The organism is Haloarcula rara (assembly GCF_029338235.1).
Taxonomy (GTDB): Archaea; Halobacteriota; Halobacteria; order Halobacteriales; family Haloarculaceae; genus Haloarcula; species Haloarcula rara.
In genome coordinates, this window is the sequence record NZ_CP119785.1 from 2,004,312 (window position 1) to 2,029,456 (window position 25,145).

The 25,145-nt window shown below is 66.2% G+C and carries 30 protein-coding genes; 18 read left to right on the plus strand and 12 right to left on the minus strand.

Annotated elements, in window-relative coordinates; genetic code table 11:
- The first annotated feature begins 53 nt into the window (after window positions 1–53).
- Window positions 54–185: a hypothetical protein gene (locus P1K32_RS10650; RefSeq protein WP_276249710.1), complete on the plus strand. Its 132-nt coding sequence runs from the start codon at window positions 54–56 to the stop codon at window positions 183–185.
- On the opposite strand, the gene thiL is transcribed toward P1K32_RS10650, so the two are convergent.
- Window positions 173–1,039 (minus strand): thiamine-phosphate kinase, encoded by an 867-nt coding sequence (gene thiL / locus P1K32_RS10655; protein ID WP_276249711.1) that lies wholly within the window; start codon window positions 1,037–1,039, stop codon window positions 173–175. The two genes, P1K32_RS10650 and thiL, sit on opposite strands and share 13 nt — an antisense overlap.
- A 214-nt stretch (window positions 1,040–1,253) precedes the next feature.
- Here thiL and P1K32_RS10660 point away from each other — a divergent pair, with 214 nt between their 5' ends.
- The 4 genes from P1K32_RS10660 to P1K32_RS10675 all read left to right on the plus strand — a co-directional run bounded on the left by P1K32_RS10660 (window position 1,254) and on the right by P1K32_RS10675 (window position 3,841).
- Window positions 1,254–2,291: a lysylphosphatidylglycerol synthase transmembrane domain-containing protein gene (locus P1K32_RS10660; protein ID WP_276249712.1), complete on the plus strand. Its 1,038-nt coding sequence runs from the start codon at window positions 1,254–1,256 to the stop codon at window positions 2,289–2,291.
- Between the two features lie 90 nt (window positions 2,292–2,381).
- Complete coding sequence (locus P1K32_RS10665) at window positions 2,382–2,843, plus strand: 30S ribosomal protein S19e (RefSeq protein WP_276249713.1); 462 nt, start codon at window positions 2,382–2,384, stop codon at window positions 2,841–2,843.
- A gap of 50 nt (window positions 2,844–2,893) precedes the next feature.
- On the plus strand, window positions 2,894–3,241 hold the full coding sequence (locus P1K32_RS10670) for a DNA-binding protein (protein WP_220588877.1): 348 nt from the start codon (window positions 2,894–2,896) through the stop codon (window positions 3,239–3,241).
- Window positions 3,242–3,841 (plus strand): DUF7411 family protein, encoded by a 600-nt coding sequence (locus P1K32_RS10675; RefSeq protein ID WP_276249714.1) that lies wholly within the window; start codon window positions 3,242–3,244, stop codon window positions 3,839–3,841. It begins immediately after the preceding gene.
- A gap of 30 nt (window positions 3,842–3,871) precedes the next feature.
- Here P1K32_RS10675 and P1K32_RS10680 read toward each other — a convergent pair whose 3' ends face one another.
- Window positions 3,872–4,087: a hypothetical protein gene (locus P1K32_RS10680; protein WP_276249715.1), complete on the minus strand. Its 216-nt coding sequence runs from the start codon at window positions 4,085–4,087 to the stop codon at window positions 3,872–3,874.
- Window positions 4,088–4,235: 148 nt separating this feature from the next.
- Between P1K32_RS10680 and hisS the strand changes: the two genes are divergently transcribed.
- Both hisS and P1K32_RS10690 read left to right on the plus strand, forming a co-directional pair.
- Window positions 4,236–5,537 (plus strand): histidine--tRNA ligase, encoded by a 1,302-nt coding sequence (gene hisS / locus P1K32_RS10685; protein ID WP_276249716.1) that lies wholly within the window; start codon window positions 4,236–4,238, stop codon window positions 5,535–5,537.
- Window positions 5,538–5,576: 39 nt separating this feature from the next.
- Window positions 5,577–5,948, plus strand: coding sequence for an SHOCT domain-containing protein (locus P1K32_RS10690; protein ID WP_276249717.1), 372 nt, complete (start codon window positions 5,577–5,579; stop codon window positions 5,946–5,948).
- Here P1K32_RS10690 and P1K32_RS10695 read toward each other — a convergent pair.
- Complete coding sequence (locus tag P1K32_RS10695; protein WP_276249718.1) at window positions 5,945–6,454, minus strand: GNAT family N-acetyltransferase; 510 nt, start codon at window positions 6,452–6,454, stop codon at window positions 5,945–5,947. The genes P1K32_RS10690 and P1K32_RS10695 overlap by 4 nt on opposite strands.
- 211 nt (window positions 6,455–6,665) lie before the next feature.
- Here P1K32_RS10695 and truA point away from each other — a divergent pair, with 211 nt between their 5' ends.
- From truA to pan2, 3 genes are all read left to right on the plus strand, one after another.
- Window positions 6,666–7,466, plus strand: coding sequence for a tRNA pseudouridine(38-40) synthase TruA (gene truA, locus P1K32_RS10700; RefSeq protein WP_276249719.1), 801 nt, complete (start codon window positions 6,666–6,668; stop codon window positions 7,464–7,466).
- 441 nt (window positions 7,467–7,907) lie between these two features.
- Window positions 7,908–9,698 carry an oligoendopeptidase F gene (pepF, locus tag P1K32_RS10705; protein WP_276249720.1) on the plus strand — a complete coding sequence of 597 codons (1,791 nt, stop codon included), beginning with the start codon at window positions 7,908–7,910 and terminating at the stop codon, window positions 9,696–9,698.
- 115 nt (window positions 9,699–9,813) lie between these two features.
- A complete protein-coding gene (gene pan2 / locus P1K32_RS10710) occupies window positions 9,814–11,034 on the plus strand; it encodes a proteasome-activating nucleotidase Pan2 (RefSeq protein ID WP_276249721.1) in 1,221 nt (406 codons plus the stop codon).
- Window positions 11,035–11,252: 218 nt separating this feature from the next.
- On the opposite strand, the gene P1K32_RS10715 is transcribed toward pan2, so the two are convergent.
- Window positions 11,253–12,653: an MBL fold metallo-hydrolase gene (locus P1K32_RS10715; protein ID WP_276249722.1), complete on the minus strand. Its 1,401-nt coding sequence runs from the start codon at window positions 12,651–12,653 to the stop codon at window positions 11,253–11,255.
- 166 nt (window positions 12,654–12,819) lie between these two features.
- On the opposite strand from P1K32_RS10715, the gene P1K32_RS10720 reads away from it, so the two are divergent.
- Complete coding sequence (locus P1K32_RS10720; protein WP_276249723.1) at window positions 12,820–13,290, plus strand: pyruvoyl-dependent arginine decarboxylase; 471 nt, start codon at window positions 12,820–12,822, stop codon at window positions 13,288–13,290.
- A 96-nt stretch (window positions 13,291–13,386) separates the two neighbouring features.
- The gene (locus P1K32_RS10725; protein WP_276249724.1) at window positions 13,387–13,740 is read left to right on the plus strand and encodes a DUF5811 family protein; all 354 of its coding nucleotides are present in this window, start codon (window positions 13,387–13,389) and stop codon (window positions 13,738–13,740) included.
- Window positions 13,741–13,797: 57 nt separating this feature from the next.
- Here P1K32_RS10725 and P1K32_RS10730 read toward each other — a convergent pair whose 3' ends face one another.
- The 4 genes from P1K32_RS10730 to infB form a co-directional block, all read right to left on the minus strand.
- A complete protein-coding gene (locus tag P1K32_RS10730) occupies window positions 13,798–14,118 on the minus strand; it encodes a hypothetical protein (RefSeq protein ID WP_276249725.1) in 321 nt (106 codons plus the stop codon).
- Window positions 14,119–14,205: 87 nt separating this feature from the next.
- On the minus strand, window positions 14,206–14,388 hold the full coding sequence (locus tag P1K32_RS10735; protein WP_276249726.1) for a DUF8015 family protein: 183 nt from the start codon (window positions 14,386–14,388) through the stop codon (window positions 14,206–14,208).
- A 38-nt stretch (window positions 14,389–14,426) separates the two neighbouring features.
- A complete protein-coding gene (locus P1K32_RS10740) occupies window positions 14,427–14,633 on the minus strand; it encodes a DUF7987 family protein (RefSeq protein WP_276249727.1) in 207 nt (68 codons plus the stop codon).
- Window positions 14,634–15,023: 390 nt separating this feature from the next.
- A complete protein-coding gene (infB, locus tag P1K32_RS10745) occupies window positions 15,024–16,829 on the minus strand; it encodes a translation initiation factor IF-2 (protein ID WP_276249728.1) in 1,806 nt (601 codons plus the stop codon).
- A gap of 301 nt (window positions 16,830–17,130) precedes the next feature.
- Between infB and P1K32_RS10750 the strand changes: the two genes are divergently transcribed.
- Window positions 17,131–17,370: a PRC-barrel domain-containing protein gene (locus tag P1K32_RS10750; protein WP_276249729.1), complete on the plus strand. Its 240-nt coding sequence runs from the start codon at window positions 17,131–17,133 to the stop codon at window positions 17,368–17,370.
- Complete coding sequence (locus P1K32_RS10755) at window positions 17,371–17,829, plus strand: NOB1 family endonuclease (RefSeq protein ID WP_276249730.1); 459 nt, start codon at window positions 17,371–17,373, stop codon at window positions 17,827–17,829.
- Here the strand turns inward: P1K32_RS10755 and P1K32_RS10760 are convergent.
- The 4 genes from P1K32_RS10760 to P1K32_RS10775 all read right to left on the minus strand — a co-directional run bounded on the left by P1K32_RS10760 (window position 17,826) and on the right by P1K32_RS10775 (window position 21,195).
- Window positions 17,826–17,972, minus strand: a complete 147-nt coding sequence (locus P1K32_RS10760) for a CopG family transcriptional regulator (RefSeq protein ID WP_276249731.1) — start codon at window positions 17,970–17,972, stop codon at window positions 17,826–17,828. The genes P1K32_RS10755 and P1K32_RS10760 overlap by 4 nt on opposite strands.
- Before the next feature lie 91 nt (window positions 17,973–18,063).
- Complete coding sequence (locus P1K32_RS10765) at window positions 18,064–18,864, minus strand: CPBP family intramembrane glutamic endopeptidase (protein ID WP_276249732.1); 801 nt, start codon at window positions 18,862–18,864, stop codon at window positions 18,064–18,066.
- A 79-nt stretch (window positions 18,865–18,943) separates the two neighbouring features.
- Window positions 18,944–20,239, minus strand: coding sequence for a glucose-6-phosphate isomerase (locus tag P1K32_RS10770; RefSeq protein WP_276249733.1), 1,296 nt, complete (start codon window positions 20,237–20,239; stop codon window positions 18,944–18,946).
- A 38-nt stretch (window positions 20,240–20,277) separates the two neighbouring features.
- Window positions 20,278–21,195, minus strand: coding sequence for a geranylgeranylglycerol-phosphate geranylgeranyltransferase (locus P1K32_RS10775; RefSeq protein WP_276249734.1), 918 nt, complete (start codon window positions 21,193–21,195; stop codon window positions 20,278–20,280).
- 185 nt (window positions 21,196–21,380) lie between these two features.
- On the opposite strand from P1K32_RS10775, the gene P1K32_RS10780 reads away from it, so the two are divergent.
- The 4 genes from P1K32_RS10780 to P1K32_RS10795 all read left to right on the plus strand — a co-directional run bounded on the left by P1K32_RS10780 (window position 21,381) and on the right by P1K32_RS10795 (window position 24,982).
- Entirely contained in the window at window positions 21,381–21,902 is a 522-nt protein-coding gene (locus P1K32_RS10780) for a DUF8056 family protein (RefSeq protein ID WP_276249735.1), read from the plus strand.
- A gap of 110 nt (window positions 21,903–22,012) precedes the next feature.
- Window positions 22,013–22,480 carry a DUF5812 family protein gene (locus P1K32_RS10785; protein WP_276249736.1) on the plus strand — a complete coding sequence of 156 codons (468 nt, stop codon included), beginning with the start codon at window positions 22,013–22,015 and terminating at the stop codon, window positions 22,478–22,480.
- Between the two features lie 73 nt (window positions 22,481–22,553).
- The gene (gene secF / locus P1K32_RS10790) at window positions 22,554–23,423 is read left to right on the plus strand and encodes a protein translocase subunit SecF (protein ID WP_276249737.1); all 870 of its coding nucleotides are present in this window, start codon (window positions 22,554–22,556) and stop codon (window positions 23,421–23,423) included.
- Window positions 23,420–24,982 carry a preprotein translocase subunit SecD gene (locus P1K32_RS10795; protein ID WP_276249738.1) on the plus strand — a complete coding sequence of 521 codons (1,563 nt, stop codon included), beginning with the start codon at window positions 23,420–23,422 and terminating at the stop codon, window positions 24,980–24,982. The genes secF and P1K32_RS10795 overlap by 4 nt, the downstream gene beginning before the upstream one ends.
- The last annotated feature ends 163 nt before the right edge of the window (window positions 24,983–25,145 follow it).

Genomic DNA, 25,145 nt, shown 5'->3' on the forward strand with positions numbered 1-25,145 from the left:
GCTGAAATATCGGCCCGTTATAGGTGGCTGGCCCACCGCTACCCTGACAGCACATGCTCTCCGAAGACGGCTCGTCCGCCGACGACCCGCTGGCAGGGCTGACCCACGAGGAGCGCGCCAGTGCCGCAACCAGAGCTGTCGAGCAGGTAGCGTCGACACTCGCCGCCGACCGTCAGTGCGAGTAGCCGCGGTCGGGCAGCGGTTCCTCGTCGAGTGTGACGCCCGACTCGGTAATCGTCCCGACCCGATGGAGCGGGCAGGGCGTCGCCGCCCGGGCCGCCGCCAGCTCGGCCTCGGGGACCGCAGACACCAGCTCGAAATCCTCGCCGAAGAAGACGCCCAGTTCCCGCCGGTCCGCGTCGTCCTCGGCCAGCCCGTCGACCCGCTCGTCGATGGGCAGCGGCCCGGTCAGGGCCGCGCCGCAGTCGCTTGCCGCGACGAGCTGGTGGACCGACCGAGCCAGCCCGTCACTGGAGTCAAGCATCGCCGAGGCGTAGGGGGCAAGCGCCCGGCCCGCGGCCACCCGCGGCGTGAACCGGAACAGCTCGTTGGCCGCCTCGACATCGCCCCGGTCGAAGTAGCGAATCGCCGCCGCCGTCCGACCCAGTGTCCCGGTCACACAGAGCGCGTCACCGGGTTCGGCACCCGACCGGCGCACGGGGTCGTCGGTCTCGCCCAGCGCGGTCGTCGCGACGGTGAACTCGTCGTGGCCGTCGAGGTCCCCACCGACGTACTCCGCCCCGACCGTGTCACAGACCGCCGTCGCGCCGTCGAGGAAGGCCCCCAGTTCAGTCTCGTCGAACTCGGGGGCCGCGTACACCGCGACCGCCGCCGTGGCCTCGGCCCCCATCGCCGCCACGTCCGACAGCGACGCGCCGACGGCCCGCCAGCCAGCGGTGTACCGGCTCGTCCCCGCCGGGAAGTCCGTCCGCTCGTGGAGCATATCAGTCGTGATGACCTGCCCGTCGACGACCGCACAATCGTCACCGGCGGCCGTCAGCCGGTCGCTGACGAGTCCCAGCGCGGTCTGTTCGTCCATACGCGGTTCTAGCAGCCGTTGGTAAAAACGACGGTGGATGTTCGGCGCCCGAGGGCGACTCAATAGTGACTGCGGACAGCCAGAACACACCACCCGTAGCTGTTTGACCAACCGGCCGGGGCGTTCTGGCCGTTCCAGTTGTTCGTCCTCGCCGTCGTCACATATCAGTCCACTGGTCGGTACGTTCAAACCCCAGACGGCCCACCGATGTGGTATGGACGGCAATCGCGCGGCGACGATTGCGGGCTTTCTGGGCGCGCTCGCCGTGCTCGCGGTGCTGGTGTGGATTGTCGGGGTCGACCGGACCGTCGCGGCGCTGCTGGCGGCGGACCCGGTCGCGCTCGTCCTCGTCGGCGCGCTCGCCGTCCTCTGGCTCACCACGTGGGGGCTGGCGCTGTGGTCGGTGCTGCGGGCCCTCGGGAGTCCGATTCGGGCCTATCTGGCGGTGCTGGTCTACGCCGGCGCCGTCTTCTCGAACAACGTCACCCCCTTCGGGCAGGCCGGCGGCGAGCCGCTCTCGGCGCTGCTCATCTCCTCGGCGGCCGACACGGAGTACGAGACGGGGCTGGCCGCCATCGCCAGCGTCGACACGGCCCACTTCGTCCCCTCGGTCGCCTTTGCCATCGCCGGGTTCACGTTCGTGACGGCGGGTGCCGTCCAGCTCGGGCGGAACCTCGCTTTCGCCGCGGTCGCCGTCGCGGCGCTGGCGGTGGGGCTCCCGGTCGCCGGGTTCCTGGGCTGGCGCTACCGCTACGAACTGGAAGAGGCGGTCATCAGACTGTTGACCCCCGTCATCCGCTGGCTCGGTCACACCGTCCCGAAGTGGTCGCCGCCGACGACGGCGACCATCGCGGCCCGCATCGAGAGTTTCTTCGCCGCCATCGACCGCATCGCCACGGACCGGAAGACGCTGCTGCAGACGCTGGGCTTCTCGGCGCTGGGCTGGGCCTCGCTCGCAGGGTCGCTGTGGCTCTCGCTGTACGCCGTCGGTTACGCGGTCCCCGTCGCGACGACGCTGCTGGTGGTTCCGGTCGGCAGTATCGCGAGTCTGGCGCCGCTGCCCGGGGGTTCCGGTGCCATCGAGACGGTGCTCGTGACGCTGCTGGTCTCGACGACCACCGTCCCGGCGGCCGTGGCGGCCTCGGCGGTGCTCATCCACCGCGGGGCGACGTATCTGTTCCCGCTGTTGCTCGGCGCCGGCGTCGCGAGCGCTCTCGGTGCCGACCACGCCGCGGCGAACGCCAGAGAGTGAGCCTGCTGGGACGGCTCCGGCGTGGTGACCGTTCACGCCCTGGGCCGGACAACGATGCGCTTAAATGACGCCAACGGGAAGCAAGGGCCAATGACGACACTCTACGACGTGCCCGCAGAGGACCTCATCGAGGCCCTCACCGAGACGCTCAAGGACGATGACGACATCGAGGCCCCCGAGTGGACCGCCGTCGCCAAGACCGGCGTCGACCGCGAACTCCCGCCCGAACAGCCGGACTTCTGGGAGCGACGCGCCGCCAGCCTGCTCCGGAAGGTCGCCGTCGACGGCCCGATGGGCGTCAACGCCCTCAAGACCGAGTACGGCACCTCGAAACAGGGTACCACCCGCTACCGCGTCCGCCCGCACCAGAAGGCCGAGGGGTCGGGCTCCATCATCCGCACCGCGCTCCAGCAGCTCGAGACGGCCGGCTACGTCGAGACCAGCGAGGCCGACGGCCGACGCGTCACCGGCGAGGGTCGGAGCCTGCTCGACGACACCGCCGGCGAGGTCCTCTCGGACCTCGACCGTCCCGAACTCGAACGCTACGCATAACTGCGGCTCCGAAATCGTTTTCCCGCCGAACCCGGTAGCTGTTGATATCTATGAGTGGTGACCCCAGCGAGGAGGAACTCGAAGAGCTCCGCAAGCAGAAGATGGAACAGCTCAAGGAGCAACAGGGCGAGGGCGACGCCGAGGCCCAGCAGGCCGCCCAGCAGCAGGCCGAGGCCCAGAAGAAGGCCATCCTCCGCCAGCACCTGACCGACGGCGCCCGCAAGCGGCTCAACACGGTCAAGATGTCCAAACCGGACGTGGGCGAGCAGGTCGAACAGCAGATTGTCGCCTTAGCCCGCAGCGGCCGCGTCGGCGACACCATCGACGAGGAGCAGATGAAACAGCTCCTCTCGGAGCTGACGCCCGATTCGAAGAGCTTCGACATCAAGCGCCGGTAGATGCGCGCGGCCCTGCTGTTCAGCGCCGGCAAGGACTCTACACTGGCGGGGCTCGTGCTCGAGGACTTCTACGACGTGACGCTCGTGACCGCCAGCTTCGGCGTCGTCGACCCCGAACCCGCCCGGGAAGCCGCCGAAGCCCTCGGCTTTCCCCACGAGACGGTCGCCCTGGACCCCGACGTGGCCCGCGAGGCGGTCGAGCGGATGCACGAGGACGGCTACCCCCGAAACGGCATCCAGCAGGTCCACGAGCACGCCGTCGAGCGGGTCGCTGCCGGCGACTGGACCGACGAGCTGGACGCCGTCGCCGACGGCACCCGCCGGGACGACCGCGTCCCGACTATCGAGCGCCCGCTCGCCCAGAGCGTCGAGGACCGCTTCGGCGTAGACTATCTGGCCCCCCTTGCGGGTATCGGTCGGGGCGCCATCGACGATATTGTCGCCGACGAACTCGTAGTCGAGACGGGGCCGAGCGCCGAGATTCCGAAAGCCGACTACGAGGTGGAACTCCGTGCGCTGCTGGTCGGGGCGTACGGCGACGGCGCCGTCGACGAGGTTTTTCCCGACCACACCCAGTCCCGGGTGCGTGGCCGGCGGTAGCGCCCTCTTCACCGTCTGGAACGCCGGTAACTATAGCCCGGCTGTCGGGTCGTCGACGGCTCTGTAGGACTGGACGGCCAGGGCGAGCCCGAGGGCGAAGATGGCGGCGAAAGACCAGACTTCGTTCACTGCCGCGTAGCCACTCAGGCCCACCGCGACGAGACAGAGTGCTGCCGAGGCCAGCTTCTGGACGCTGGCGACGGGTCGATTCACGCTCACGAGGTCGCTGTCGTCAGTCGACGTCACTGTCCTGAGTCCTGCGGTATGCTCCTGTAACTCTTTTCATGCCGACGTGGGCCGATAATATCCATCAAATGACAGGAATCGGTGGCCCGGTCGCGCCAGCGAGGCGCGAACGAACAGTTTCAAGCGCGCCCTCGCTGTACGCGCTGGTATGTACGACTCCGTCAAGGGATTTCGTGACTTCTACCCCGAGGAGATGGGTTCGCGGCGCTGGGCGATGGACACCATCGAGAGCACCGCCCAGCGCTACGGCTTCCGGGAGATAGGGACGCCGGCGCTCGAACCCACCGAGATGTACACGGACAAGAGCGGCGAGGAGATCGTCGAGGAACTGTACAGCTTCGAGGACAAGGGCGGCCGCGAGGTGGCGCTGACCCCGGAGCTGACACCCACCGTCGCGCGGATGATGGTCGCCAAGCAACAGGAGCTCCAGAAACCAATCAAATGGGTCTCGACGCGACCGTTTTGGCGCTACGAGCAGGTCCAGCAGGGCCGGTTCCGGGAGTTCTACCAGACCAACGTCGACATCTTCGGCTCCAGCGAGCCCGACGCCGACGCCGAGATTCTGGCCGTCGCCGTCGATATGCTCTCTGACCTCGGGCTCGAGGACGACGATTTCGAGATTCGGGTCTCCCACCGAGATATCCTCTCGGGCCTGCTGGCGTCGTTCGACGCCGACGTCGACACCCGCGAGGCCATCCGCGCCGTCGACAAGCGCGCGAAGGTCGACCGCGAGGCGTATCTCGACCTGCTGTACGAGGCCGGCCTCAGCTACGAGGACGCCGAGGCCTTCGACGACCTGCTGGAAACCGGCGAGGACGACCTCGACACGCTCGCTGCCCGGTCCGACACTGTCGCCGCGGCGACCGAGAACCTCCGTGCAGTGCTCTCGGCCGCCGACGACTTCGGGGTTCGGGACCAGCTCACGCTCTCGCTGTCGACCGCTCGCGGGCTGGACTACTACACGGGTGTGGTCTTCGAGTGTTTCGACGCGACCGGCGAGGTCTCACGGTCGGTCTTCGGCGGCGGTCGTTACGACGACCTCATCGAGGGCTTCGGCGGCCAGCCGACGCCCGCGGTGGGCTTTGCCCCGGGTCACGCCACCCTGCAGTTGCTCTGTGAGCGGGCGGGCGTCTGGCCCGAGGAAGCGCTCGCGACCGACTACTACGTCCTGCAGGTGGGCGACACGCGGCCGACCGCCGCGCGAATCGCCCGCGACCTGCGCGAGAAGGGCCACGTCGTCGAGACCGACGTCGCCGACCGCTCCTTTGGCGCACAGATGGGCTATGCCGACAACGTCAACGCCGAGACGGTCGTCATCGTCGGCGAGCGCGACCTCGAAAACGACGAGATAACGATAAAGGAGATGGACGACGGCGAGCAGATTGCCGTTCCCGTCGACGAGTTCCCGGGCGACCGCGACCGGCCGACCTTCGCCGACTTCGCCGAGTGACGGCCTAGCTTTTTCAGCCTAACGTCACTCTATTGATACATGGTGCCGTCCCTCGGGACGTGGCGGCTCGCCGCCGTCGTCACGGTCCTCTCGTACGGATTCGCAATCCTGCTCGGTCTCTTCGGACTCCCACGGCTCGCGGCGGCGCTGTTCGTCGTCGGCTTCCTGATTGCCACGCCGCTCGTCCTGATTCTCGGGACGGCGTCGTCAGCGGTCGAATCGTCTGAGATGGAATCCGCCCCGCTCGAAACAGCGGACGAGATGGCGGCGACCACTGCCGACACGCCGATAGCTACCCTCCGCGGACGATACGCCCAGGGAGAACTGACCGACGAGGAGTTCGAACGACGGCTCGAACGGCTGGTCGAGACCGAACGGCTCGCCGACCGCGAACGCGAACTGGAGCTCTAGAGGTCCCGTTCCATCTCGATTTCGACGTGTTCGCGCAGGCGGGTCTCGAAGCCCACCGAGCGGTAGACGCGCATCGCGACGTGGTTGCGCTGGGAGACGGCCAGCCAGACGTGCTCGATACCTTCCGCCTGGCCGTGGCCCAGTAACACTTTGATTAGCTCCGTCCCGATGCCCGCCGACTGGTAGTCGGGGTGGACGAAGATGGCCAGCTCCGAGCTGTTGTCCTCGACCGGCACCAGCACGGCGTGGCCCACCGGTCGGTCGTCGTGCCACACGACGACGTTGAGCCCCTCCTCCAGCAGGGTCGTTACCCACTCGCGGATGGCGGGCTCCTTTCGGGGCGGGACGCCCTGGGACCGGGAGTCCGCGTCGAAGTCGGTGTACATCGACACCAGCGGCTCGGCCTCGCCGTCGTACGCCGCCATCCGGACCGTCCGATTCTCGCCGTCGGTAAAGTCATGTGGCGGACGGGGGAACTGGCGACTGTCCTCGGCGGAGTTAGCCATTCTATTGCCAGCTAGGGTCCCGACGTTGGTAAAGCCGCAGGGTCCACTCGGCGACACGGCTGCCGCTCCGCCGGCGGCAAAGCGGAGCCGAGTGGGACCCCGCTACTGTCCTCGCCCGGTGAGAACTCGCCCGGTCGTCGCTCAATCGTCTGTTATCGGCGGACACGGAAAAGCCGGGGGGCACAAGTGCAAGCGCTTCAAACACCGCGCCATGCGCGCCTTTCGGGTCGCCTACGACGGCCGGCCCTACAGCGGGTTCCAGCGACAGCCCGACGTGCCGACCGTCGAGCGGGCGCTTCTGGCCGGCCTGGCCCGACTGGGCGTCTGTGAGCGCGACGCGGTCCCCGAGGGCTATGCGGCGGCCGGCCGTACCGACGCGGGCGTCTCCGCCGTTGCACAGACGGTCGCCTTCGAGGCTCCCGAGTGGCTGACACCCACGGCGTTTACCAGCGAACTGCCCGCCGATGTCAGCGTCTGGGCCAGCGCCGACGTTCCGGAGGACTTCCACGCGACCCACGACGCGGCCGACCGTCGCTACACCTACTTCTTGTCCGCCCCCGGAGCCGACGACGACCTGGCCGCCGAGACGCTCGAGGCCATCTGTGGTCGGCACGACTACCACAACCTCACGCCCGACGACGACGGGACGGTGCGGGAGCTTCGCGGACACCTCGAGCGTGACGGGGACCTGCTGGTCGTGACCCTCGCTGCGGGCGGGTTCTGCCGCCAGCTGGTCCGGCGGGTCGTCGGCCTGCTCGACGAGATTATCCGCGGTGCGGCCCCGCCATCGAAGGTCGACTGCGTCTTCGACGACGAGCCGCTACCCGGACCCGAGGGGGTCGCTCCCGCACCCGCTTATCCGCTGGTGCTGACCGGCGTCGACTATCCAGGTGTTACGTTCGAGACCGATGAGGAGGCCAGTGACAGCGCTCGCTCGGTGTTCGAAGAGCTGCGAGTGGAACGCCAGACTGCGGCGCGGGTTGCAGAGTGTGTGGTTTCGGGGCTAGAGTAAAGCGTCGCCGTAGTCGACCCTGCGAACGTTCGAAACAGCCAGAAAGCCCCGCCCAGCTACACTCGGGGGGCTCGCTGTCGTCCGAAAGGCGCGACGCGCCTTTCGTGATCACGAGAGAGCTTTGCTCTCTCGAACGACGCCCTTCACTCACTACGTTCGTTCCAGTGCTTACGTCGCCCGCCGTCGTGTAGCTGACCGCCCCTATCAGTCCACCCATGCCGGCTGGCCAACCGGCTACGGGCGGACTGAAAGGGGCGAGCGGCGACGGAAACCCCGACGATGTAAGGACCGCAGGGAACGCAGTGACCGAGGACCACAACGAGTCGCAGGACCGTCGCCGCTCGGGGCTTTCTGGCTGTTAGTAACGCTGTTTTCAGACTCAACTGTCCTGTCTACTAGCCCGGAAAGGCTTACTTCGGCGCCTTTCCTAACCCGAGGCACATGAGTTCGGTACCCGCACGCGACGATATCGACGAGGAGTACAAGTGGGCCCTCGAATCCCTCTACGCGGACGACGAGGCATGGGAGGCGGCCTACGAGAAGGCAGAAGCACTAATCGAGGACCTCGAGGCCTACGAGGGCCGCTGCACGGACGACGCCGCGACCTTGCTGGCCACGCTCGAAACCTACGAGCAGCTGATGCGTACGGTTTCGAACGTCGCCTCTTACGCCCGGATGCGCCGGGACGAGGACACGACCGACGACACCTACCAGGCGCTCACTGCCCGCTCGCAGTCGCTCTCCTCTGAGGCGAGTTCCGCTGCCTCCTTCCTCGAACCCGAACTGCAGGAGCTGACCGAGGACGACATCGACGAGCTGGTCGAGGCCGAACCCGACCTGGCCGAGTACGAGCACTACTTCGACGACGTGCTCCGGATGAAACCCCACACCCGTTCGACGGAGGTCGAGAACCTGCTTGCGGAACTGGGTGAGGTCACCGGCGCCGCCGGCGAGGTGTACAACATGCTCGCCAACGCCGACATGGAGTTCCCGACGGTGGAGGGGCCCGACGGCGACGCCCAGCCCATCACGCTCAACAACTTCACGACGCTGCAGAAACACCCCGACCGCGACTTTCGCCAGCGGGTGTACGAGACGTTCTACGACGAGTGGGAGGGCGTGCGAAACGCCGTCGGCACCGCGTACAAGAACTCGGTGAAGACGGACGTGAAGCTCGCGCAGGCCCGCAACTACGACACCGCTCGCGAGGCCGCGCTGAACGGCCCCAACGTGCCAAGCGAGGTGTACGACACGCTCGTCGACACCGTCAACGACAACCTGGACGCGCTCCACCGCCACGCGGAGCTGAAAGCCGACACTATCGAGGGCGACGACCTGCGGATGTGGGACCTCTACGTTCCGCTCGTCCAGGAGGAATCGCCCGAAGTCAGCTACGAGCAGGCCTGTGAGTACGTCACCGAGGCTGTCGCGCCGCTGGGCGAGGAGTACCAGTCCCGGTTGGCCGAGGGCCTCGATTCGCGGTGGGTCGACGTCTACGAGACCAAGCACAAGCAGTCCGGCGCCTATTCGGGCGGGACCTACGACTCACAGCCGTTCATCCTCATGAACTACCAGGACGACGTGGAGTCGATGTACACGCTGGCTCACGAACTCGGCCACTCGATGCACTCTGAGTACACCAGCGAGTCCCAGCCCTACGTCTACTCGGGCTACGAGATATTCGTCGCCGAGGTCGCAAGCACCGTCAACGAGACGCTGCTGACCCACCACCTGCTCGACACCGTCGAGGACGAGCAGCTGCGCCGGCACGTCCTCAACGAGTATCTCGAGCGGTTCCGCTCGACGCTCTATCGCCAGACCATGTTCGCGGAGTTCGAACACCGCACTCACGAGATGGCCGAGGCCGGCGAGCCGCTGACCCCCGACAGACTCGACGACCTCTATGCCGACCTCAAGGGCGAGTACTACGCGCCCGCCGAACTGGACGACCGTATCGCCCGCGAGTGGATGCGCATCCCGCACTTCTACCGGGCGTTCTACGTCTACCAGTACGCGACCGGCATCTCCGCTGCCGTCGCGCTCGTGGATGGGATTCTTGACGAGGGCGAGCCCGCGGCTCAGCGCTACATCGACTTCCTCTCCAGCGGCTCCCGGGAGTACCCGCTCGAACTGCTGCGTGGCGCCGGCGTCGACATGGCCTCGCCCGACCCCGTTGAGTCGGCCCTCGACACCTACGGCGAGTATCTCGACGAGTTCGCGAGCCTGCAGTAGGATTCGGACATCTCTCGCACCCGCCCGGGCGGGCAAACGAGACGCTTGGCCGACACAAGCCGGGTGTGTGACCCAAAGGCACTTTTAGTCTCAACCGGTAGTACCGGGCAGTCAAATGTCGCGCAGTCCCTCGCTTCCGGAACGACCACGCCTCGACCTCGACCCAGAGATGACGCCGGAAGAGCGTCTGGAGGCGCTCCGGGATCACTTCGAAGAGATAGTCCGTGTCAACGAACAGCTCACCGACCAGCTCGACAGCGCCCAGGAACGCCAGGCCGACCTCTCCGAGGACGTCGACCAGCTCGAACGCGAAAACGAGACGCTCAAGACCTCCTCGCTGTACATCGCGACGGCCGAGGAGCTGACCGACGACGGCGTCGTCGTCAAACAGCACGGCAACAACCAGGAGGTGCTGACGGAAGTCTCGCCGTCGATTCGGGACACGCTCGAGGCCGGCGACCGCGTCGCCATCAACGACTCCTTCAGCGTCAAGCAGATTCTGGAAGCCGAGACGGATTCGCGCGCCCAGGCGATGCAGGTCGAGCGCTCGCCCGACGTGACCTACGCGGACATCGGCGGGCTCGAGGAACAGCTGATAGAAGTCCGAGAGGCCGTCGAGGAACCGCTGCTGAACGCCCAGCAGTTCAAGGACGTCGGCATCGAACCCCCGAGCGGCGTCCTGCTGCACGGGCCGCCCGGCACCGGCAAGACGATGCTCGCGAAAGCCGTCGCCAACGAGACCGACGCCACCTTCATCAAGATGGCCGGCTCGGAGTTAGTACGCAAATTCATCGGCGAGGGCGCCCGCCTCGTCCGGGACCTCTTCGAACTGGCCTCCGAGCGCCAGCCCGCTATCATCTTCATCGACGAGATTGACGCTATCGCGGCCAAGCGAACCGAATCGAAGACTTCCGGCGACGCCGAGGTCCAGCGGACGATGATGCAACTCCTCTCGGAGATGGATGGCTTCGACGACCGCGGTGAGATCCGCATCATCGCCGCGACCAACCGCTTCGATATGCTCGACCGCGCTATCCTGCGCCCGGGCCGGTTCGACCGCCTCATCGAAGTCCCGAATCCGGACGTCGATGGTCGCGAGCGCATTCTGGAGATTCACACCGAGGAGATGAACCTCGGCGCCGGCGTGGATCTGGGCGCCTTCGCCGCCGAGACCGAGGGGCTCTCGGGGGCCGAGCTTGCCTCGCTCACGACGGAGGCCGGGATGTTCGCCATCCGCGACGACCGGACCACCATCGAGCAGGCCGACCTCTACGACGCACTGGAGAAAATCGACCAGGACGAGGAGACGGGCAGTCAGCCGGTTGCCTTCGCCTGAGAACCTTTTTCTGCGTCGGGTGGACTCGCTCCGCTCGTCCACCACTCCTTGAAAAACGTTCGCGAAAAAGGCCGGAATCTCGGCCTTAGGCCTCGATTCCGGTGAACCGACGACTTCGTCGTCGGATGCTCACGCTGGACATCCTGCCTTTCCCCGTCTTCGCTCGGGTGTGGCAGAGCCACACCACTCGCTCGCGGCCACAGCGCCGTTAACCCGGTTCAGTCCGACCCGGCGCGGGCGTGACTCGCCGTCGCCTGCACGTCGGCGCCGTCGGCGTGGAACTCCCCGAGACAGTTGTAGAGACCCCGTTCGTAGATGTCCGGTTCCTTGCTGATGCCGATGTGCGAGCCGATTTTCGCGTCGGCCCAGTAGGCCCGGTGGGGACCCTCGAACAGACGCATCAGCAGCCGGGGGTCGATATCCATCTTCACCCAGCCGTCGTCGTAGTCGTCGGTATCGAGGTCGCTGGTGTAAGAAAAGCCCGACCCGTCCATCGACAGTTCCAGGCAGACGTCGTCGACGAGCGGGACGAGGACGGTGGTGTCGCTCTCGAAGCCGATGTTGGCCCGCTTGCCCTCCATGTTCTCGTAGGCCAGCGGAACGTACGCCCGGAAATCCTGCAGGCTCGGTATCGGGTCGTGCTCGTAGTCGAACTCGCGGGGGGCGAGTTCGGTTTCGATGTACTCCTGTTTGGCGTCCTGGTCGATGGGCTCGAAGGGGGCCGAGCGCTCGCCGGTCGTGACGTCGATATGCTCGCCGGAGTTCAAGAAGACACACTCGTGTTCGGGCCCGGTGTGTTCCTCGAAGAACTCTTTGGCCTCGATTCGCGGGGGATTGGCGGTGTACTCGTTGAGCTCGGCGAGCTCGCCCGCGAGGACGTACTCGCCGGCGAAGGGGAGGTAGTACGTCGGTTCGAACAGGTCGATGAAGTTCAGGGCCAGTTCGTGTTTCTCCCGGATGACGCGGTCTCGTTCCTCGATTTTCTCCTCGTGGTCGTAGTTGGTGACCGCCTGCGGGTAAAACTGCGCGGCGCTGTACTGGTGACAGAGCAGGTCGATCTCGCCGTACTCGGCCTTTATTTTCTTGCAACTGGACTCGGCGATGGGGTAGGGACAGTCGTTCGTGTTGACCACCGTCTCCTCGCTGTCGGCGATGACGGCCATCGAGTCGACCTGCGTCGAGCCGTCCTGGTCGGCCTCTTTGTCGTACCACGAGCAGCCAAAGAAGTTGCCACAGAGCTCGGGGTCACAGCCGTCGGCGGCCAGAATCTGGATGTGGGTGTCGCTGCCGAGGGCATATCGTTCGGCGTGGGGTAGCTCGACGGCCTCGAAGCCCAGCTCTTCGACGGCGTCTCGGAGGTAGTCCCAGCGGTAGTCGTGGATGAGGACGGGGATGTCGTCGTCCATCCGGGCCAGACTGTCCGGGTGGAAGTGGTCCGGGTGGACGTGGGAGACGTAGATGTAGTCCACGTCGTTGAAATCCTCGGGCTCGAAATCGGGCTCGGGGTAGTGGGCCCAGGAGCCGTAGTACGCCCCGTCGACGAGCCACGGGTCACAGAGGACCGACGTGTCTTCGGTCTCGATCAGCACCGCCGCCGATTCGAGGTATGTGACTTGCATCAGTCGACAGGAAGGACCACGTGGCCATTGTTATCGCCGCGTTGTCGACGCTCGGCGGCGCGGACGGCCCGGATAAGCTCGGCTTGCCGCGCCGAACGTGCCGGCTTTCGCCCCGCGCCGCGGGCGAAACGAAACCCCTTAGCGGCCGGGTCCGCCACGCACAGACATGAGCACCATCCAGGTCGTGTGGGGGACCGCTACTGGCCCGACCGCGCTGTCGTCGTACGACGCGGCGCTTTCCGAGGCCGGCGTCCACAACTACAACCTGGTGACGCTCTCGTCGGTCATCCCCGCCGGTCCGGCCATCGAACTCGCGGGGACGGCCCCCGACCTGGGTCCGCCGGGCGAGGCCCTGGAGGTGGTCCAGTCGGCCGCGACCGCCGCGCCGGGCGAGCGGGCAGCCGCGGGCATCGGCTGGGCCCGCAGCGAGGACGGTCCCGGTATCTTCTACGAGGTCGACGGGACCGACCCCGAGACCGTGCGCGAAGAGATTCGCGAGGGACTGGCGGCCGGGCGGGCCCTCCGTGACTGGGCGTTCGTCGAGGAAGACGTCCGCGTCGAGTCGGTCGCGCCCGAGGACCGCCACGCAAGCGCGGTGGTCATCGCCACCTACGGCGAGAGCCATCCGGTCCTATAAGCCGAGCTTTCGCCGGATAGACGCGGTTCGACGGCAACATTCTCGCAAAGCCACTGGCTTTTTATCAGTCAGCTACCTACCCCAAGCAGAACCTTCATGTACGGTAATTCGCCGTTCGGTGGCGAGACGGAGAAAGTAACGCTCACGCGTGAACAGCGCCAGACGCTGCGCCGGGACCTCGCGAGTGTCGCGGCCCGAACGCGAGAGCTACTCCCGGGGGAGTTCGTGGTGGGGTCGGAAGTCAGTGACAGCGAGACAGGGCCACGAGCGACGATCGCGGTCCAGCCGCCGGTCGGCTCTGTGGTCAGTGCCGACTACCGGCCCGAAGACCCGGAGTCGGCGACCATCTCCGCCGACGAACGGGACGACCTCGCACAGGGTATCGCCGCCTCGGCGGCCCTGCAAGTCAAGCAGGTCATGGGCGAGGACAGCTCGCCGACAGCACAGTAGCGAGCGCCGTTTGCGACCGTCGGCGGTCCTCACAGTGTTGCGAAGCGAGACGCCCGCTCAGCGACGACGCTGGCGCTGTGTCAGTGTCCAGCCGTCGTCGGTGAACGAGCCCCGAACGGCCTCGTAATCTCGGTCGGCCATCCCGTAGAAGGACTCGCGACCGACGGGTGTCTGCACCCGGAGCACGACGGTGTGTTCGGTGACGTCGAAGACGGTCAGCGACTGCCGGCCCGTCTCGTCGGTCCACGTCTCGCGGGGCTGACCTTCCCGCTCGACACAGGTATGGCCGTACTCCCAGCTGTGTGATTCGGCCCGGTCCAGCGCCGCCTGGAGCCCCACTCCCGGCACGTCAGACGACGACGTGTTCGACGTTGCCATGCGAGACGTTACACCGAACACCGCAAAAAATCGTGTGATTCCGGCGTGCTCGCTGTGCCGGCGAGCGTGGGTCTTGACCCGTTGCGCTCACGCGTCCGTCGGCGGGTTGTAAAACAGCGCGTAGCCGATAGAGCCGGTCGCGGGTATCGAGCCCGCGGCCATGGCGACGGCGACGCTGAGTGAGGTCGCGACGGCTCCAAAGGCCGAAAGCGCCATCGCTATCGCGATGCTCGCCAGGACGAGGTCGGCCGTCGAGAGCGCCTCGGCCATCGTGTCTGTGCGGAGACACGCCTGCTAATTAAATATTATTACTCGCGTTCGGTGTGCTCGTGCTCGCCCGAGAGGAACGCCCCGATGTCGGGGCGTTCGTTGACGAAAAACGGCAGGACGACGCCGACGCCAAGCAGTAGCGCCAGCACGAGCGGTCCGGGGAGGTCCAGCCAGGCGGCAGTGTAGCTCAACAGTACTGCGAGGGCGCCACAGCCCAGCAAAATCTGGTTCTCGCGGGAGAGCATACGCGCCCGTTCCACCGGGGCCGAAAAAAGCATGCCGCATGTTCCGGCGGAGTCTCGCTACTGCTCCGCGGGTCACTACGTTCCCCGTTCCGCTTCGAGATATCTCCCTTCGGTCGATATCTCGCTGCTCGCGGGTCGCTCCACTCCCCGCTGCGCTTTGTCGAGGTTCCTCACTCCGTTCGGAACCTCGCTACTGCTCTCCGGCTCCCTGCGGTCGCCGGTTCGCCCCGAGGTCTCGCCGGCTGCGAAACCTCGCTATGCTCGCGGGTCACTACGTTCCCCACTGCGCTTTGTCGAGGTTCCTCACTCCGTTCGGAACCTCGCTACTGCTCCGCGGCTCCCTACGGTCGCCGCGTCGCCTGGCGGTTTCGCCCGTCGGGCGAAACCGCCCTACTTCCCCCAGAAGGGGTCCCGATTCCGGTGGTTCTCCAGGTACATCGACAGCGCCTCGCGCTCGTCGACCGAAATCTCCTCGCGCAGTTCCTGTTCGAGTATCTTGGCGTGTTTCTCGGGGATTTCGACCCAGAGGTCGTCGCCTTCCTCTATCTGGCGGCCGACCGTCGGCCCGTCGATGGAGGCCGCGAGCTGTTCGCCGGTCCGGGCCGAGTCGACGTCCTCGCCGGCGTCCTGCAGCGACTTCAGGCGGCCGACCCGCGTCGGCTCGTTGCCGTCCCATTTGACGACGTTGACGTTCCGGCGGAGTTCGCCGGAGAGCACCTCGATACCGACGACGGCGGGGTCGTTCTGCCGGAACGTGTGGTCCGGCAGCACACGGAACTTCGCCGGGCGGGTGATGTTCTCGAGAATCTGTTCCTGCTGGGACTCCTGAATCTCGGTGACGTGGTCGTCGTACCCCTCGACGAGCTGGTAGATGACGTCGTCCTCGAACAGCGTCACGTCCTCCTGCTCGGCCAGGTTCCGGGCGTCTTCGAGCACCTCGACGGAGAACGCCAGAATGGCCTGGTGGGTCGGCTCGTTGGCCGTCTCGGCGACGCGGACGTCCCGGGGAGCGACGGCGCCGACCTCGGCGCGCATGATTGGAATCTCCTCCTCTGCGAGGGTGCTCGAAATCGCCTCGAGCGAACCCAGCGTATCGGCCTTGACGACGACGCCTTCCTCCTGTGTCGTGACCTCTATCTCGGAGAGCTCCTCCTCGACCTCGGCGATGACCTCGCTGCGCTCACGGTCCCGGAGCACCCGGATGGGTGCGCCGGCGATGGCGTCGTCTAAGTCCGGCGCAGCGATTTTCACCCCGTCGGCCGCGGCCACGGCGTCGACCTGCTCGAACTGCTGTTCGGTGCGTATCTCTTCGAGCGGCCGCGGACGCAAGAGCGCGCGCACGTCGGTGACGATGGGGCCCTGCAGCCCGCCGACGACGATGGTGTCGTCCTTGTGAATCGTCCCGTCGTAGATGATGGCGTCGAGCGTCGTCCCGAAGCCCTGGGTGTCCTTGACCTCGAGGACGGTCCCGACGCCGGGGCCGCTGGCGTCTATCTCCATCTCTTCTTTCATGTACCGCTGGGAGAGTCCCATCATCACGGTCAGCAGGTCCGGGATGCCCTCGCCCGTCTCGGCGGAGACGGGGACGACACCGATGTTGGCCTGGAAGTTCTGGACCCGCCAGTACATATCCGCCGAGAAGCCGTTATCGGAGAGCTCGCCGATGAGCTCGTACAGCTTCTCGTTTAGGTCCGAGGTGACCCGCTCGGACTGGGCGTCCATCGTCTGCTGGACGGGCTGGTTCTCGTTGGGGTTCCAGCCCGGCACGGTGTCTATCTTGTTCGCGGCGACGATAAAGGGCGTCTGGGTCCGTTTGAGGATGTCGATGGCCTCCAGCGTCTGGGGCTGGAACCCGTCGTTGACGTCGACGACGAGGATGGCGATGTCGGCCAGCGCCCCGCCCCGAGAGCGAAGCGTCGAAAAGGAGTGGTGGCCGGGCGTGTCGATGAACAGCAGACCGGGCAGGTCGAAGTCCGTGGGGTCGACCAGCTCCCCGGCGATGTCAGAGATGACATCGAGCGGGACTGCCGTGGCCCCGATGTGCTGGGTGATGGCGCCGGATTCGCCGGCCGTCACGGCCGAGCCGCGGATCCGGTCCAGCAGGCTGGTCTTCCCGTGGTCGACGTGTCCCAGTACGGCGACGATGGGCGTCCGTAGGGTGTGCTCCGTCTCTGTGGTGGCGTCCTGATCAGACATAGATGGGCCTCAGAAGTTACTGGAAGGTGTCGGCCACAGTAGTTAAGTTCGTCGTCATGGGCTCCGCGGCCGGGCTGTTCGCCCCTGCAGTCCGCTGCTGAGGCCGCCACGAAGCGCTGTCGTCTCGCTTCTGGGACGTCGCTGGTACGCTCCTAACGAGTGTACTACGTCCGTCTGTGACGTACTGCTGTAGATTAGTTCCGGATTGCGCCGACCCGGGGTCGGCGCATACCGGGACCTCGCTACAACACTGCGTCAGACGCCCCGTGGCGTTTATGTAATCTCGCTCAGAAAGGGGGGTATGGCCGAAATACTCGCCGAGAATCTCTCGGGGAAAGACGTCATGGGTAGCGACGGCGCGGAGATGGGGAGCCTCTACAACATCACGATGGACCTCTCGTCGGGGTCGCTCAACCACCTCGTCATCGACCCCGCGGAATCGCTCCGGAACACGGACTTCGAGTACAGCGACCAGGGCCGCCTGCTCGTCCCCGTGGAGCGAGTCAAGGCAGTCAAGGATCACATGATAATCCAGCGGTAGATGTACGTTCTCGACTCGTCAGCGTTCATCAACGAGTACCACACCGACGAGCGGATAGCGACAATTCCGCTCGTCCAGGAGGAGCTAGAGGGCGAGGCCGCCTACCGATTCGACGCGCTCGAGGGCTCGGGGATGCACCTGCATATCCCGGAGGAAAACACCGTCGAGCGCATCGAGCGGGCCGCCCGCGAGACGGGCGACCTCGAAGAGCTATCCGAGACCGACATCCGCCTCGTCGCCGCCGCCTTCGAACTCGACAGCCCGCTGGTCACCGACGACTACGCGATGCAGAACGTCGCGGAGAAACTGGACGTCCGCGTCGAGGTCATCGCCCGGGAGGGCATCACCGAGCAACGGGAGTGGCGCTTCCAGTGTGCCGGCTGTGGCCGCGAGTTCGACGAGAACCGCGACCGCTGTCCGGTGTGTGGCAGCTCGCTGTCCAGAAAGAACCCGGCCTAGATCGTCCGTTCTTCCACGTCTTCGAGGCCGACCTCGATGAGCTGCTTGAGCACTTCCTCTTCGGTGATGCCGTAGCGACGGGCCAACACCTGAATAGCCCGGGCCTGGTCGTCCTCGCACACGACCGTGTACCGGGTTGACATACATTGACAATGAACCGCGTCCAGCTTAAATACCCGTCAGACAGCCGTCACACGGCTCGAAAGCGCCTGCAGGTGGCGGTGACTCGCGCTGTCAGCCCGGCATCGTCAGCGAGGTGGTCGCGATGTAGTAGTTCAGCACGAACAGTCCGGCGTTCCAGCCCCCGTGTGCCAGGGCGGGAACGAGGATGCTCTCGGTGTACTCGTACACTGCACCGAGGACTAGCCCGAGCGCGCTGGCGGTGAGGATGTACGTCCAGGCGCTGCCGGAACTGATAGCGAGATAGTGCCCCATCCCGAAGAGGAGGCTCGCGAACACCACTCCCGGAACCACGCCGAACGCGCGCCGGAACAGTCCCTGAACGACGCCGCGGAAGACGAGTTCCTCGGCCGGCCCGACGAAAAAGAGCGCGACGGGAACCATGTACAGGAAGAGGACGGGGTTGTCCCGGCCCTGGGTGATAATGTTGTTCTGGCCGGTCTCGACGGCGACGCCGAACAGCGTCTCGGCGAGGGTCGAGAGCACCTGTACGACGACGCCCATCACCAGCGAGCCCAGCAGGATGCCGACCACCCCGACCGCTGCCCAGCCGAGGTCCGAGGGGCGGGGCCGGCGCAGATAGACCAGCGACTGGTCGTCTCTGACCTGGAGGTAGGCGACGCCCGCGAGTATAAATCCGACGAACGAGATGGCGTTGACCGCCGCGTACAGCCCCGCCGGCGTCGAACTCGCGTCGAGGCCGTTCTCGACGTTGATGCCAAGCAGCGCCGCACCGAGCGCCGAGAAGACGCCGGCAAAGAGGAACGCTCCGGCGACGACGGCCAGCGCACGAACGACGCTTTCGGTTATCGTGCGACCGTCGGCGACCGAGACGTACGGCGGGGAGAGTGCCATTGCAGTTGCCGGCGGTACGCGAGCGAGGCCCAAGACCCCACCGATTACCGGCAGTGGCCGAGGCGGCCGCCTCGCCCGGCTAGTCGATGCGGTAGCTGGGGCGTTCCTCGACTACCTTCGTCTCCTCGGTCTCCTCGCCCGACAGCAGGCCACGTGCGGCGCGCTTGCCCCACTCGACGGCCGGCTGGGTGAACGTCTCGATGTCGGCCAGTTCGCCGACGAGGACGGTGGCGGCCTCCATCGCGTACAGCAGTTCGCCCAGGCCCTCCGCGTCGAGTTCGTCGAGCTCTATCTCGACGGCCGGCCGACCGGCCTCGGCGAGGCTGGCGACGGTGGCGTCGTACTCCGCGTCGAGCAGCTGGCCCAGGTCCGCGCCGGCGAAATAGGAGAGCGACTCGTGCTCGGACTCGGGAATCGGCACGTCCGCCCGCGCCTGTGGCCGGACGACGGTGACCATCTTGTCCTGTGGCCCGGCCCGATACAGCTGGAGCTGGGAGTGCTGGTCGGTGGCGCCCAGCGCCCGGGCGGGCGTCTGGCCCCGTCCCTCCTTGCCGAGGCTCTCGGCCCACAGCTGGGCGAACCACTCGGCGAAGTACTCCAGCCGTTCGGCGTAGGGCATGACGGCGTTGACCGCGGCACCCTCTTCTTCGAGCGCGTAGCAAACGGCGCCGTAGGCGTAGCCCGGCGAGTCGAACAGGGATGGACCGAGCCCGTCGGCGGCCGCGCTGGCCCCCTCGAGCAGCCCCTCGATGTCGACGCCGAGGACGGCCGGCGGGACCAGTCCGACCGACGACAACGCGGCGAAACGGCCGGGGACGCCGTCAGGGACTGGCAGTCGCGGCAGGTCGTGTTCGGCGACCAGTTCGGCCAGCGGGCCGGACTCGCCGGTCGTGACGACCGTCAGCTCCGTCCAGTCGACGCCCGCGTCCTCGTAGGCCTCCCGCACCACGAGGAAGTTCGCCAGCGTCTCCGCGGTGGTCCCGGACTTCGAGACGACGTTGATGGCGGTGTCTTCGAGCGGGAGGCCGGAGAGCGTGCGCTCGATGTGTTCCGGGTCGACGTTATCGAGGATGACGTGCCGGTCGGGCTCGTCGGCCAGCGCCGCTGTCACCGTCTTCGCGCCGAGCGCGGAGCCGCCGATACCCACCGTCACGACGTATTCGGCGTCTGCCACGGGCTCGACGGCCTCGCGGATTCTCGTCGGGTCCGTCTCCTCGGGCAGGTTCAGGGCGGCGTACCCGAACTCGCCGTTGTCCCGGCCCGCGGCGATTGTCTCGTGGGCCGCGGCCACTTGTTCGTCCAGCTCTTCCAGGTCGTCTTCGTCGACGCCGGGGTCAGCTACGTCCCCGAGCGCCGCACCGATATCGAGCTGCATACGCCAACTCTCGAAGCCCTGTTACATATGTACCCGGTTCACAGCAGCAGCGTCCCCCGGCCGACGACGAAGGCCAGCGCGGCAAAGACCATCCCCGCCTTGAGCCACCGCTGTCCGCTCCCGGGGTCGACGAAGGCGTAGCCCGCCGCCGCGAGCATTGTCACGTTGGCTGGCAGGACGGCCAGCACGTATCCGGTTCCGAAGGTGCCATCGAGATAGGGAAGCACGCTTGCAGCGACCGCGACGACGATACTCGCCAGGCCGAGCCACAGCGACGGTGACTCGCCGATGGCGATGGGAAGCGTTCGCAGTCCCTCCTGTCGGTCCCCGTCGATGTCTTCGACGTCTTTGATTATCTCGCGGCTGAGCGTCGCGATGGCCGCGAGTGCGAACAGGACCACGGTGGCACGGACGTCGCCCACGGCCGCACCCCCCAGGAGCAGGTTACTCGGCATCACGACTGCGATGAGAGCGTTGCCGACGCCCGGGAGCGGCTTGAACACTTGCGTGTACGCGAGGAGACCAAGTGCGTTCCCCACGACGATGACGGTCCCCCACAGCGGGAGCAGGAGCGACGCCACGAACCCGGTGCCAAACAGAGCGAGACTGTACAGCAGCGCCCTCCGTGCCGAGATTGCCCCGCGCGGAATCGGTCGGTCCGGTCGGTTGATAGCGTCGATGTCCCGGTCGAAGTAGTCGTTTATCGTGTTACCGCCGGCAGTGACCGTCGTCGCGGCGACGACAGCCGCACAGACCGCGAGCGGCCGCGTGAGGATGCCGCCGGCGACGAACGCGCCGATTACTGTGAGTACCCCCGTGAACGCGACGTTACCGGGTCGCGTTATCTCCAGGTACACGCCCAGGCCCGAAAGCTGTCGTCTGAGCACCGCGAAGAGACCGTCACTTGCACTCACTGTCCCCCAGCCGGTCTGAACCCCACCACGTGAGTTGCTCATACAGTACAATCGACCCCTAATGAAACGATTATTATTATATTTTATCATCTATAACAAACCAATCATATTGTGCAACAAAACGTGAAACCAATCGCGTCTGGGGATGGGGACGAGACGACTGCACAGCCGACCATCGCTCGCCCGACAACGGGGCGTTTAACCCGCTCGTCCCGCTAGGTCGGGTGATGACAGACGCGCAGCCGGCCGAGGGCGAACGGAGCTACAACGGGTTGCCCGGCGCCTTTCCGTACGCTATCCGTGCAAGCGAGTCGCTGCTGTTCAAGGGCTATGTCGTGGTCGCTATCTTGCTGACGGTCGCCATCGCGCTCATCTTCACCTTCGGTCTCATCGGCGTCCTGGCCAACAGCACGGGCGCCCGGGGCGGGACGTTCACCTTTTCACGAACCTTCTTTCTCTTTGTCGGCGTGCTCGTCGTCGCACCCTTGCTCGCGCCCGTCCTGCTGGTTGCCCGTCGCCACCGCCGCACCGCCTCGTCGGTCGCCTACGACCGCGGACTGGCCCTCTCGGCGCTTGGGTTCGTCGCCTCGCTGTACGTCGGGCTGATTATCTCCGTCCCCCCGGCCCTGCAGGAGTCGACCGATAGCGGCGTGGTGATGGCCCTGTACGGCCTGCCACAGCTCGCCGGGCTGGTTCCGCCGCTGCTCGCCGTCGGGCTGATGTATCTCGTCCACAGGACGCTGAAGTGAGTGCTTTCGGTGTTTTCTATACCGCTACCTCTGACTGTTCACGGTCGCACTCATATCCTCATCCATCGCTAGTCGAAACCCCGAAAAACGGCCCTGACGTACCGGTCGCCATGACCCAGAAAGAGGGGACCTTCCTCGTCACCCACGCCGACGAGTCGTCGGTCACGGTTCGGGACGTGGTCGATGCGCAGGTACTGACGCTGTCGGAGAACCCCGGTCTCGAAGCCGGCGCCGTCATCGAGGCCACACTGGCGGCGGAGCCGCCGATGGAGGTGACCTACGCGGTTGCCGACCTCGCTGCCGAGTACGAGATTCCGGTCGAAGTCGTCGACCTGGAGCCGACCCAGCAGGCAAAAGAGCTCGCCGCCGACCAGCCCGTCGGCGAGCTGACGACACAGGAGCGGGCCGGCACCGGGGAGTTGCACGTCCTGACCGTGCCCGACGGCGAGGCGGCGGCGACGGCCGAGGACGTCGCAGCCGACGAGGAAACGGTCGCCCGCGCGGGACGGCTGGGCGTCGACCGCGTCGAGATTCGAATCGCCGACGGCGTCGTCAGCGTCCGGTATCTGCCGGATTGAGCGACGGTTCGATTCACTCGCTCCCGCGCGTAGATTACAAAGGCTTATTCGGGGGCGTGCCACACCTGCGGCCATGGTCGCGTTCGAGGTCCCGGAAGTCGACTACACGCAGTACTCCAACCGTCAGCTCATCGCGATACCGCTGGTGGTACTGGCGGTCGCGCTGGGGGTGCTCGCGGTCACGTACGCGATGACCGGGTCACCGGTCGCGCTGGGCAACGACTTCACAGGGGGATCAGAAATCAAGGTGCAGTCGTCCGAACCGATTTCGGAACAGCAAGCCACCGACCTCTTCGGTGACACCGTGGTCTCGGTCCAGGAGGTCTCCGGGCAGGACCAGTACATCATCACGTTCGAGCGCTCTGCGGACGTATCGGACCTCACAGATACGGCCGAGGAAGCCGACGGCATCACCGTCCTCCAGAGCGGGAGCACCTCGGCGGTCTTCGGCGAGCAGAGCCAGCGGTTCGCTCTCATGGGCGTCGGCATCGCGTTCCTCGGCATGAGCCTGCTCGCCTTCGCTCTCTTCCGGACGTTCGTGCCGAGTATCGCCATCGTCATCTCGGCGTTTTCCGACATCGTCATCCCCGTCGCCATCATGAACCTCGTCGGTATCAAACTCTCGCTGGGGACCGTCGCGGCACTCCTGATGCTCATCGGGTATTCAGTGGACTCGGACATCCTGTTGAACAACCACGTCCTCCGGCGCTCCGGTGGGTTCTACGAGTCGACCTACCGGGCGATGCGGACGGGTGTGACGATGACGCTCACCTCCATCGCCGCGATGACCGTGATGGCTATCGCCGCGACGCTCTTTGGCATCGACCTGATGGCCTCTATCGGTATCGTGCTCGTGCTGGGGCTGACGGCCGACCTGATGAACACCTATATGCTCAACGTCACACTGCTTCGCTGGTACAAGTACGAGGGGGTCAACCGATGAGTACGCTCCGTGACAACTGGCGTATCGTCCTTCTGGTCGTCCTCCTGCTCGCAAGCACCGTCGCGCTCTTTGTCCCTGGAGCGCCGCCGGGGACGAGCGCCAACGAGAGCGCCGGCGGCGACCAGCTCACGAACCTCCAGTACGGTATCGACCTCTCCGGTGGCGCCCGCATCGAGGCGCCTGTCGTCGGGATGACTGCCGAGGGCATCAACGTCTCGGTGAACGACGAGGCCGATGCCCAGCAGGCCATCGCTGACCGGCTGGGTATCGACCCGCTCGATGTCGAGGTTCGAGGGGTCGAGGAGCGCGGTGAGAACGGTACTGTCGAGGTGTACAACGAGAACGTCACCGAAGACGAGTTCCGGACCGCACTCGAGGACGAGGGGTACCAGCCCACGACTATCCGGGACGGCGTAACGGCCGAGACCCGTGAACGGATGGTCTCCGTTATCGAGGACAAGATATCCACCTCCGCGCTCAGCGGTGGCCGCGTCCAGGACGTCAACTCGCCCGGCGGCCAGAACTTCATCAGCATCACCGCACCCGGGCGAGACGCTGACGAACTCATCGACATCCTCAACGAACGAGGTGTCGTCCGTGTCTATGCCGTCTACCAGAACGACTCCACGGGCAACTGGACCCAGCAAGAGGTCCTCGGCCAAGACGACTTCCGTAACATCGGCAACGCACAGGAACAGGACAACCAACCGCAGGTCCCGGTGGTCGTCAGAGATGGTCCGGCCGAGCGGTTCCAGAACGACATGGCCGAGGCCGGCTTCGGGGGCGGAGCCTCCTGTGGGGTCGACGCGAGTGACCACGACTCCGTCGACACCATCGAAGGGACGTGTCTGGTGACGACGCTCAACGGTGAACCCGTGTTCATCGGCGGCGTCCAGCAGAGCCTCGGGCAGTCCTTTGCCGACGGGTCCTTCGCCGACGACCCGTCGTTCGTCATGACGACCACCTCCATGGCGGAAGCACGAGACCTCCAGCTCTCCCTGCAGGCCGGCCGACTGCCGGCCGACCTCGACTTCGAGTCCGGCACCCAGAACACGCTGTCGCCCGCACTCGCGGACCAGTTCCGGACGAACTCCCTCATCACGGGACTGCTCGCGGTGCTCGCGGTCAGTCTGGTGGTGTACGTCCGCTACCGGCGCCGCGAGGTCGCCCTGCCGATGATCGTCACCGCGCTCTCTGAGGTGTACATCCTGCTTGGCTTCGTCGCGATGGCACAGTACCCGCTCAACCTCTCGCATCTGGCCGGGTTCATCGCCGTCATCGGGACGGGGGTGGACGACCTCATCATCATCGGTGACGAGATTCTCCAGCAGGGGGAGGTCGGGACAGCCCGCGTGTTCCAGAGTCGCTTCCGCAAAGCGTTCTGGGTCATCGGCGCGGCCGCGGCGACGACCATCGTCGCGATGGTTCCGCTCGTGGGCTTCCCGCTGGGTGACCTCTCGGGCTTTGCCATCATCACCATCGTCGGCGTCCTCATCGGTGTGCTGGTCACCCGCCCGGCCTACGGTGACATCCTCCGGAACCTCGTGCTGGACGAGTAACCGACGTAGCTGCTATCTTTTCGGCCGGTAGTCATCTGACTGCGTACCGCCAGAAAGCCCCCGAGCGATGCGGTCGAGGGGCTCGCTGCGCGCCTCGCTCACGTCGTTCGCTGCGGTGCTTTCGTCGCCCGTCTTCCCGCATCGCTCGGCCCCTTTCAGTCCC

Excerpts from the sequence above, each read along its gene's own strand:
- P1K32_RS10650 (WP_276249710.1), top strand. The coding sequence starts at position 54 with ATGCTCTCCGAAGACGGCTCGTCCGCCGACGACCCGCTGGCAGGGCTG.
- thiL (WP_276249711.1), bottom strand. The coding sequence starts at position 1,039 with ATGGACGAACAGACCGCGCTGGGACTCGTCAGCGACCGGCTGACGGCC.
- P1K32_RS10660 (WP_276249712.1), top strand. The coding sequence starts at position 1,254 with ATGGACGGCAATCGCGCGGCGACGATTGCGGGCTTTCTGGGCGCGCTC.
- P1K32_RS10665 (WP_276249713.1), top strand. The coding sequence starts at position 2,382 with ATGACGACACTCTACGACGTGCCCGCAGAGGACCTCATCGAGGCCCTC.
- P1K32_RS10670 (WP_220588877.1), top strand. The coding sequence starts at position 2,894 with ATGAGTGGTGACCCCAGCGAGGAGGAACTCGAAGAGCTCCGCAAGCAG.
- P1K32_RS10675 (WP_276249714.1), top strand. The coding sequence starts at position 3,242 with ATGCGCGCGGCCCTGCTGTTCAGCGCCGGCAAGGACTCTACACTGGCG.
- hisS (WP_276249716.1), top strand. The coding sequence starts at position 4,236 with ATGTACGACTCCGTCAAGGGATTTCGTGACTTCTACCCCGAGGAGATG.
- P1K32_RS10690 (WP_276249717.1), top strand. The coding sequence starts at position 5,577 with ATGGTGCCGTCCCTCGGGACGTGGCGGCTCGCCGCCGTCGTCACGGTC.
- P1K32_RS10695 (WP_276249718.1), bottom strand. The coding sequence starts at position 6,454 with ATGGCTAACTCCGCCGAGGACAGTCGCCAGTTCCCCCGTCCGCCACAT.
- truA (WP_276249719.1), top strand. The coding sequence starts at position 6,666 with ATGCGCGCCTTTCGGGTCGCCTACGACGGCCGGCCCTACAGCGGGTTC.
- pepF (WP_276249720.1), top strand. The coding sequence starts at position 7,908 with ATGAGTTCGGTACCCGCACGCGACGATATCGACGAGGAGTACAAGTGG.
- pan2 (WP_276249721.1), top strand. The coding sequence starts at position 9,814 with ATGTCGCGCAGTCCCTCGCTTCCGGAACGACCACGCCTCGACCTCGAC.
- P1K32_RS10715 (WP_276249722.1), bottom strand. The coding sequence starts at position 12,653 with ATGCAAGTCACATACCTCGAATCGGCGGCGGTGCTGATCGAGACCGAA.
- P1K32_RS10720 (WP_276249723.1), top strand. The coding sequence starts at position 12,820 with ATGAGCACCATCCAGGTCGTGTGGGGGACCGCTACTGGCCCGACCGCG.
- P1K32_RS10725 (WP_276249724.1), top strand. The coding sequence starts at position 13,387 with ATGTACGGTAATTCGCCGTTCGGTGGCGAGACGGAGAAAGTAACGCTC.
- P1K32_RS10730 (WP_276249725.1), bottom strand. The coding sequence starts at position 14,118 with ATGGCAACGTCGAACACGTCGTCGTCTGACGTGCCGGGAGTGGGGCTC.
- P1K32_RS10735 (WP_276249726.1), bottom strand. The coding sequence starts at position 14,388 with ATGGCCGAGGCGCTCTCGACGGCCGACCTCGTCCTGGCGAGCATCGCG.
- P1K32_RS10740 (WP_276249727.1), bottom strand. The coding sequence starts at position 14,633 with ATGCTCTCCCGCGAGAACCAGATTTTGCTGGGCTGTGGCGCCCTCGCA.
- infB (WP_276249728.1), bottom strand. The coding sequence starts at position 16,829 with ATGTCTGATCAGGACGCCACCACAGAGACGGAGCACACCCTACGGACG.
- P1K32_RS10750 (WP_276249729.1), top strand. The coding sequence starts at position 17,131 with ATGGCCGAAATACTCGCCGAGAATCTCTCGGGGAAAGACGTCATGGGT.
- P1K32_RS10755 (WP_276249730.1), top strand. The coding sequence starts at position 17,371 with ATGTACGTTCTCGACTCGTCAGCGTTCATCAACGAGTACCACACCGAC.
- P1K32_RS10760 (WP_276249731.1), bottom strand. The coding sequence starts at position 17,972 with ATGTCAACCCGGTACACGGTCGTGTGCGAGGACGACCAGGCCCGGGCT.
- P1K32_RS10765 (WP_276249732.1), bottom strand. The coding sequence starts at position 18,864 with ATGGCACTCTCCCCGCCGTACGTCTCGGTCGCCGACGGTCGCACGATA.
- P1K32_RS10770 (WP_276249733.1), bottom strand. The coding sequence starts at position 20,239 with ATGCAGCTCGATATCGGTGCGGCGCTCGGGGACGTAGCTGACCCCGGC.
- P1K32_RS10775 (WP_276249734.1), bottom strand. The coding sequence starts at position 21,195 with ATGAGCAACTCACGTGGTGGGGTTCAGACCGGCTGGGGGACAGTGAGT.
- P1K32_RS10780 (WP_276249735.1), top strand. The coding sequence starts at position 21,381 with ATGACAGACGCGCAGCCGGCCGAGGGCGAACGGAGCTACAACGGGTTG.
- P1K32_RS10785 (WP_276249736.1), top strand. The coding sequence starts at position 22,013 with ATGACCCAGAAAGAGGGGACCTTCCTCGTCACCCACGCCGACGAGTCG.
- secF (WP_276249737.1), top strand. The coding sequence starts at position 22,554 with ATGGTCGCGTTCGAGGTCCCGGAAGTCGACTACACGCAGTACTCCAAC.
- P1K32_RS10795 (WP_276249738.1), top strand. The coding sequence starts at position 23,420 with ATGAGTACGCTCCGTGACAACTGGCGTATCGTCCTTCTGGTCGTCCTC.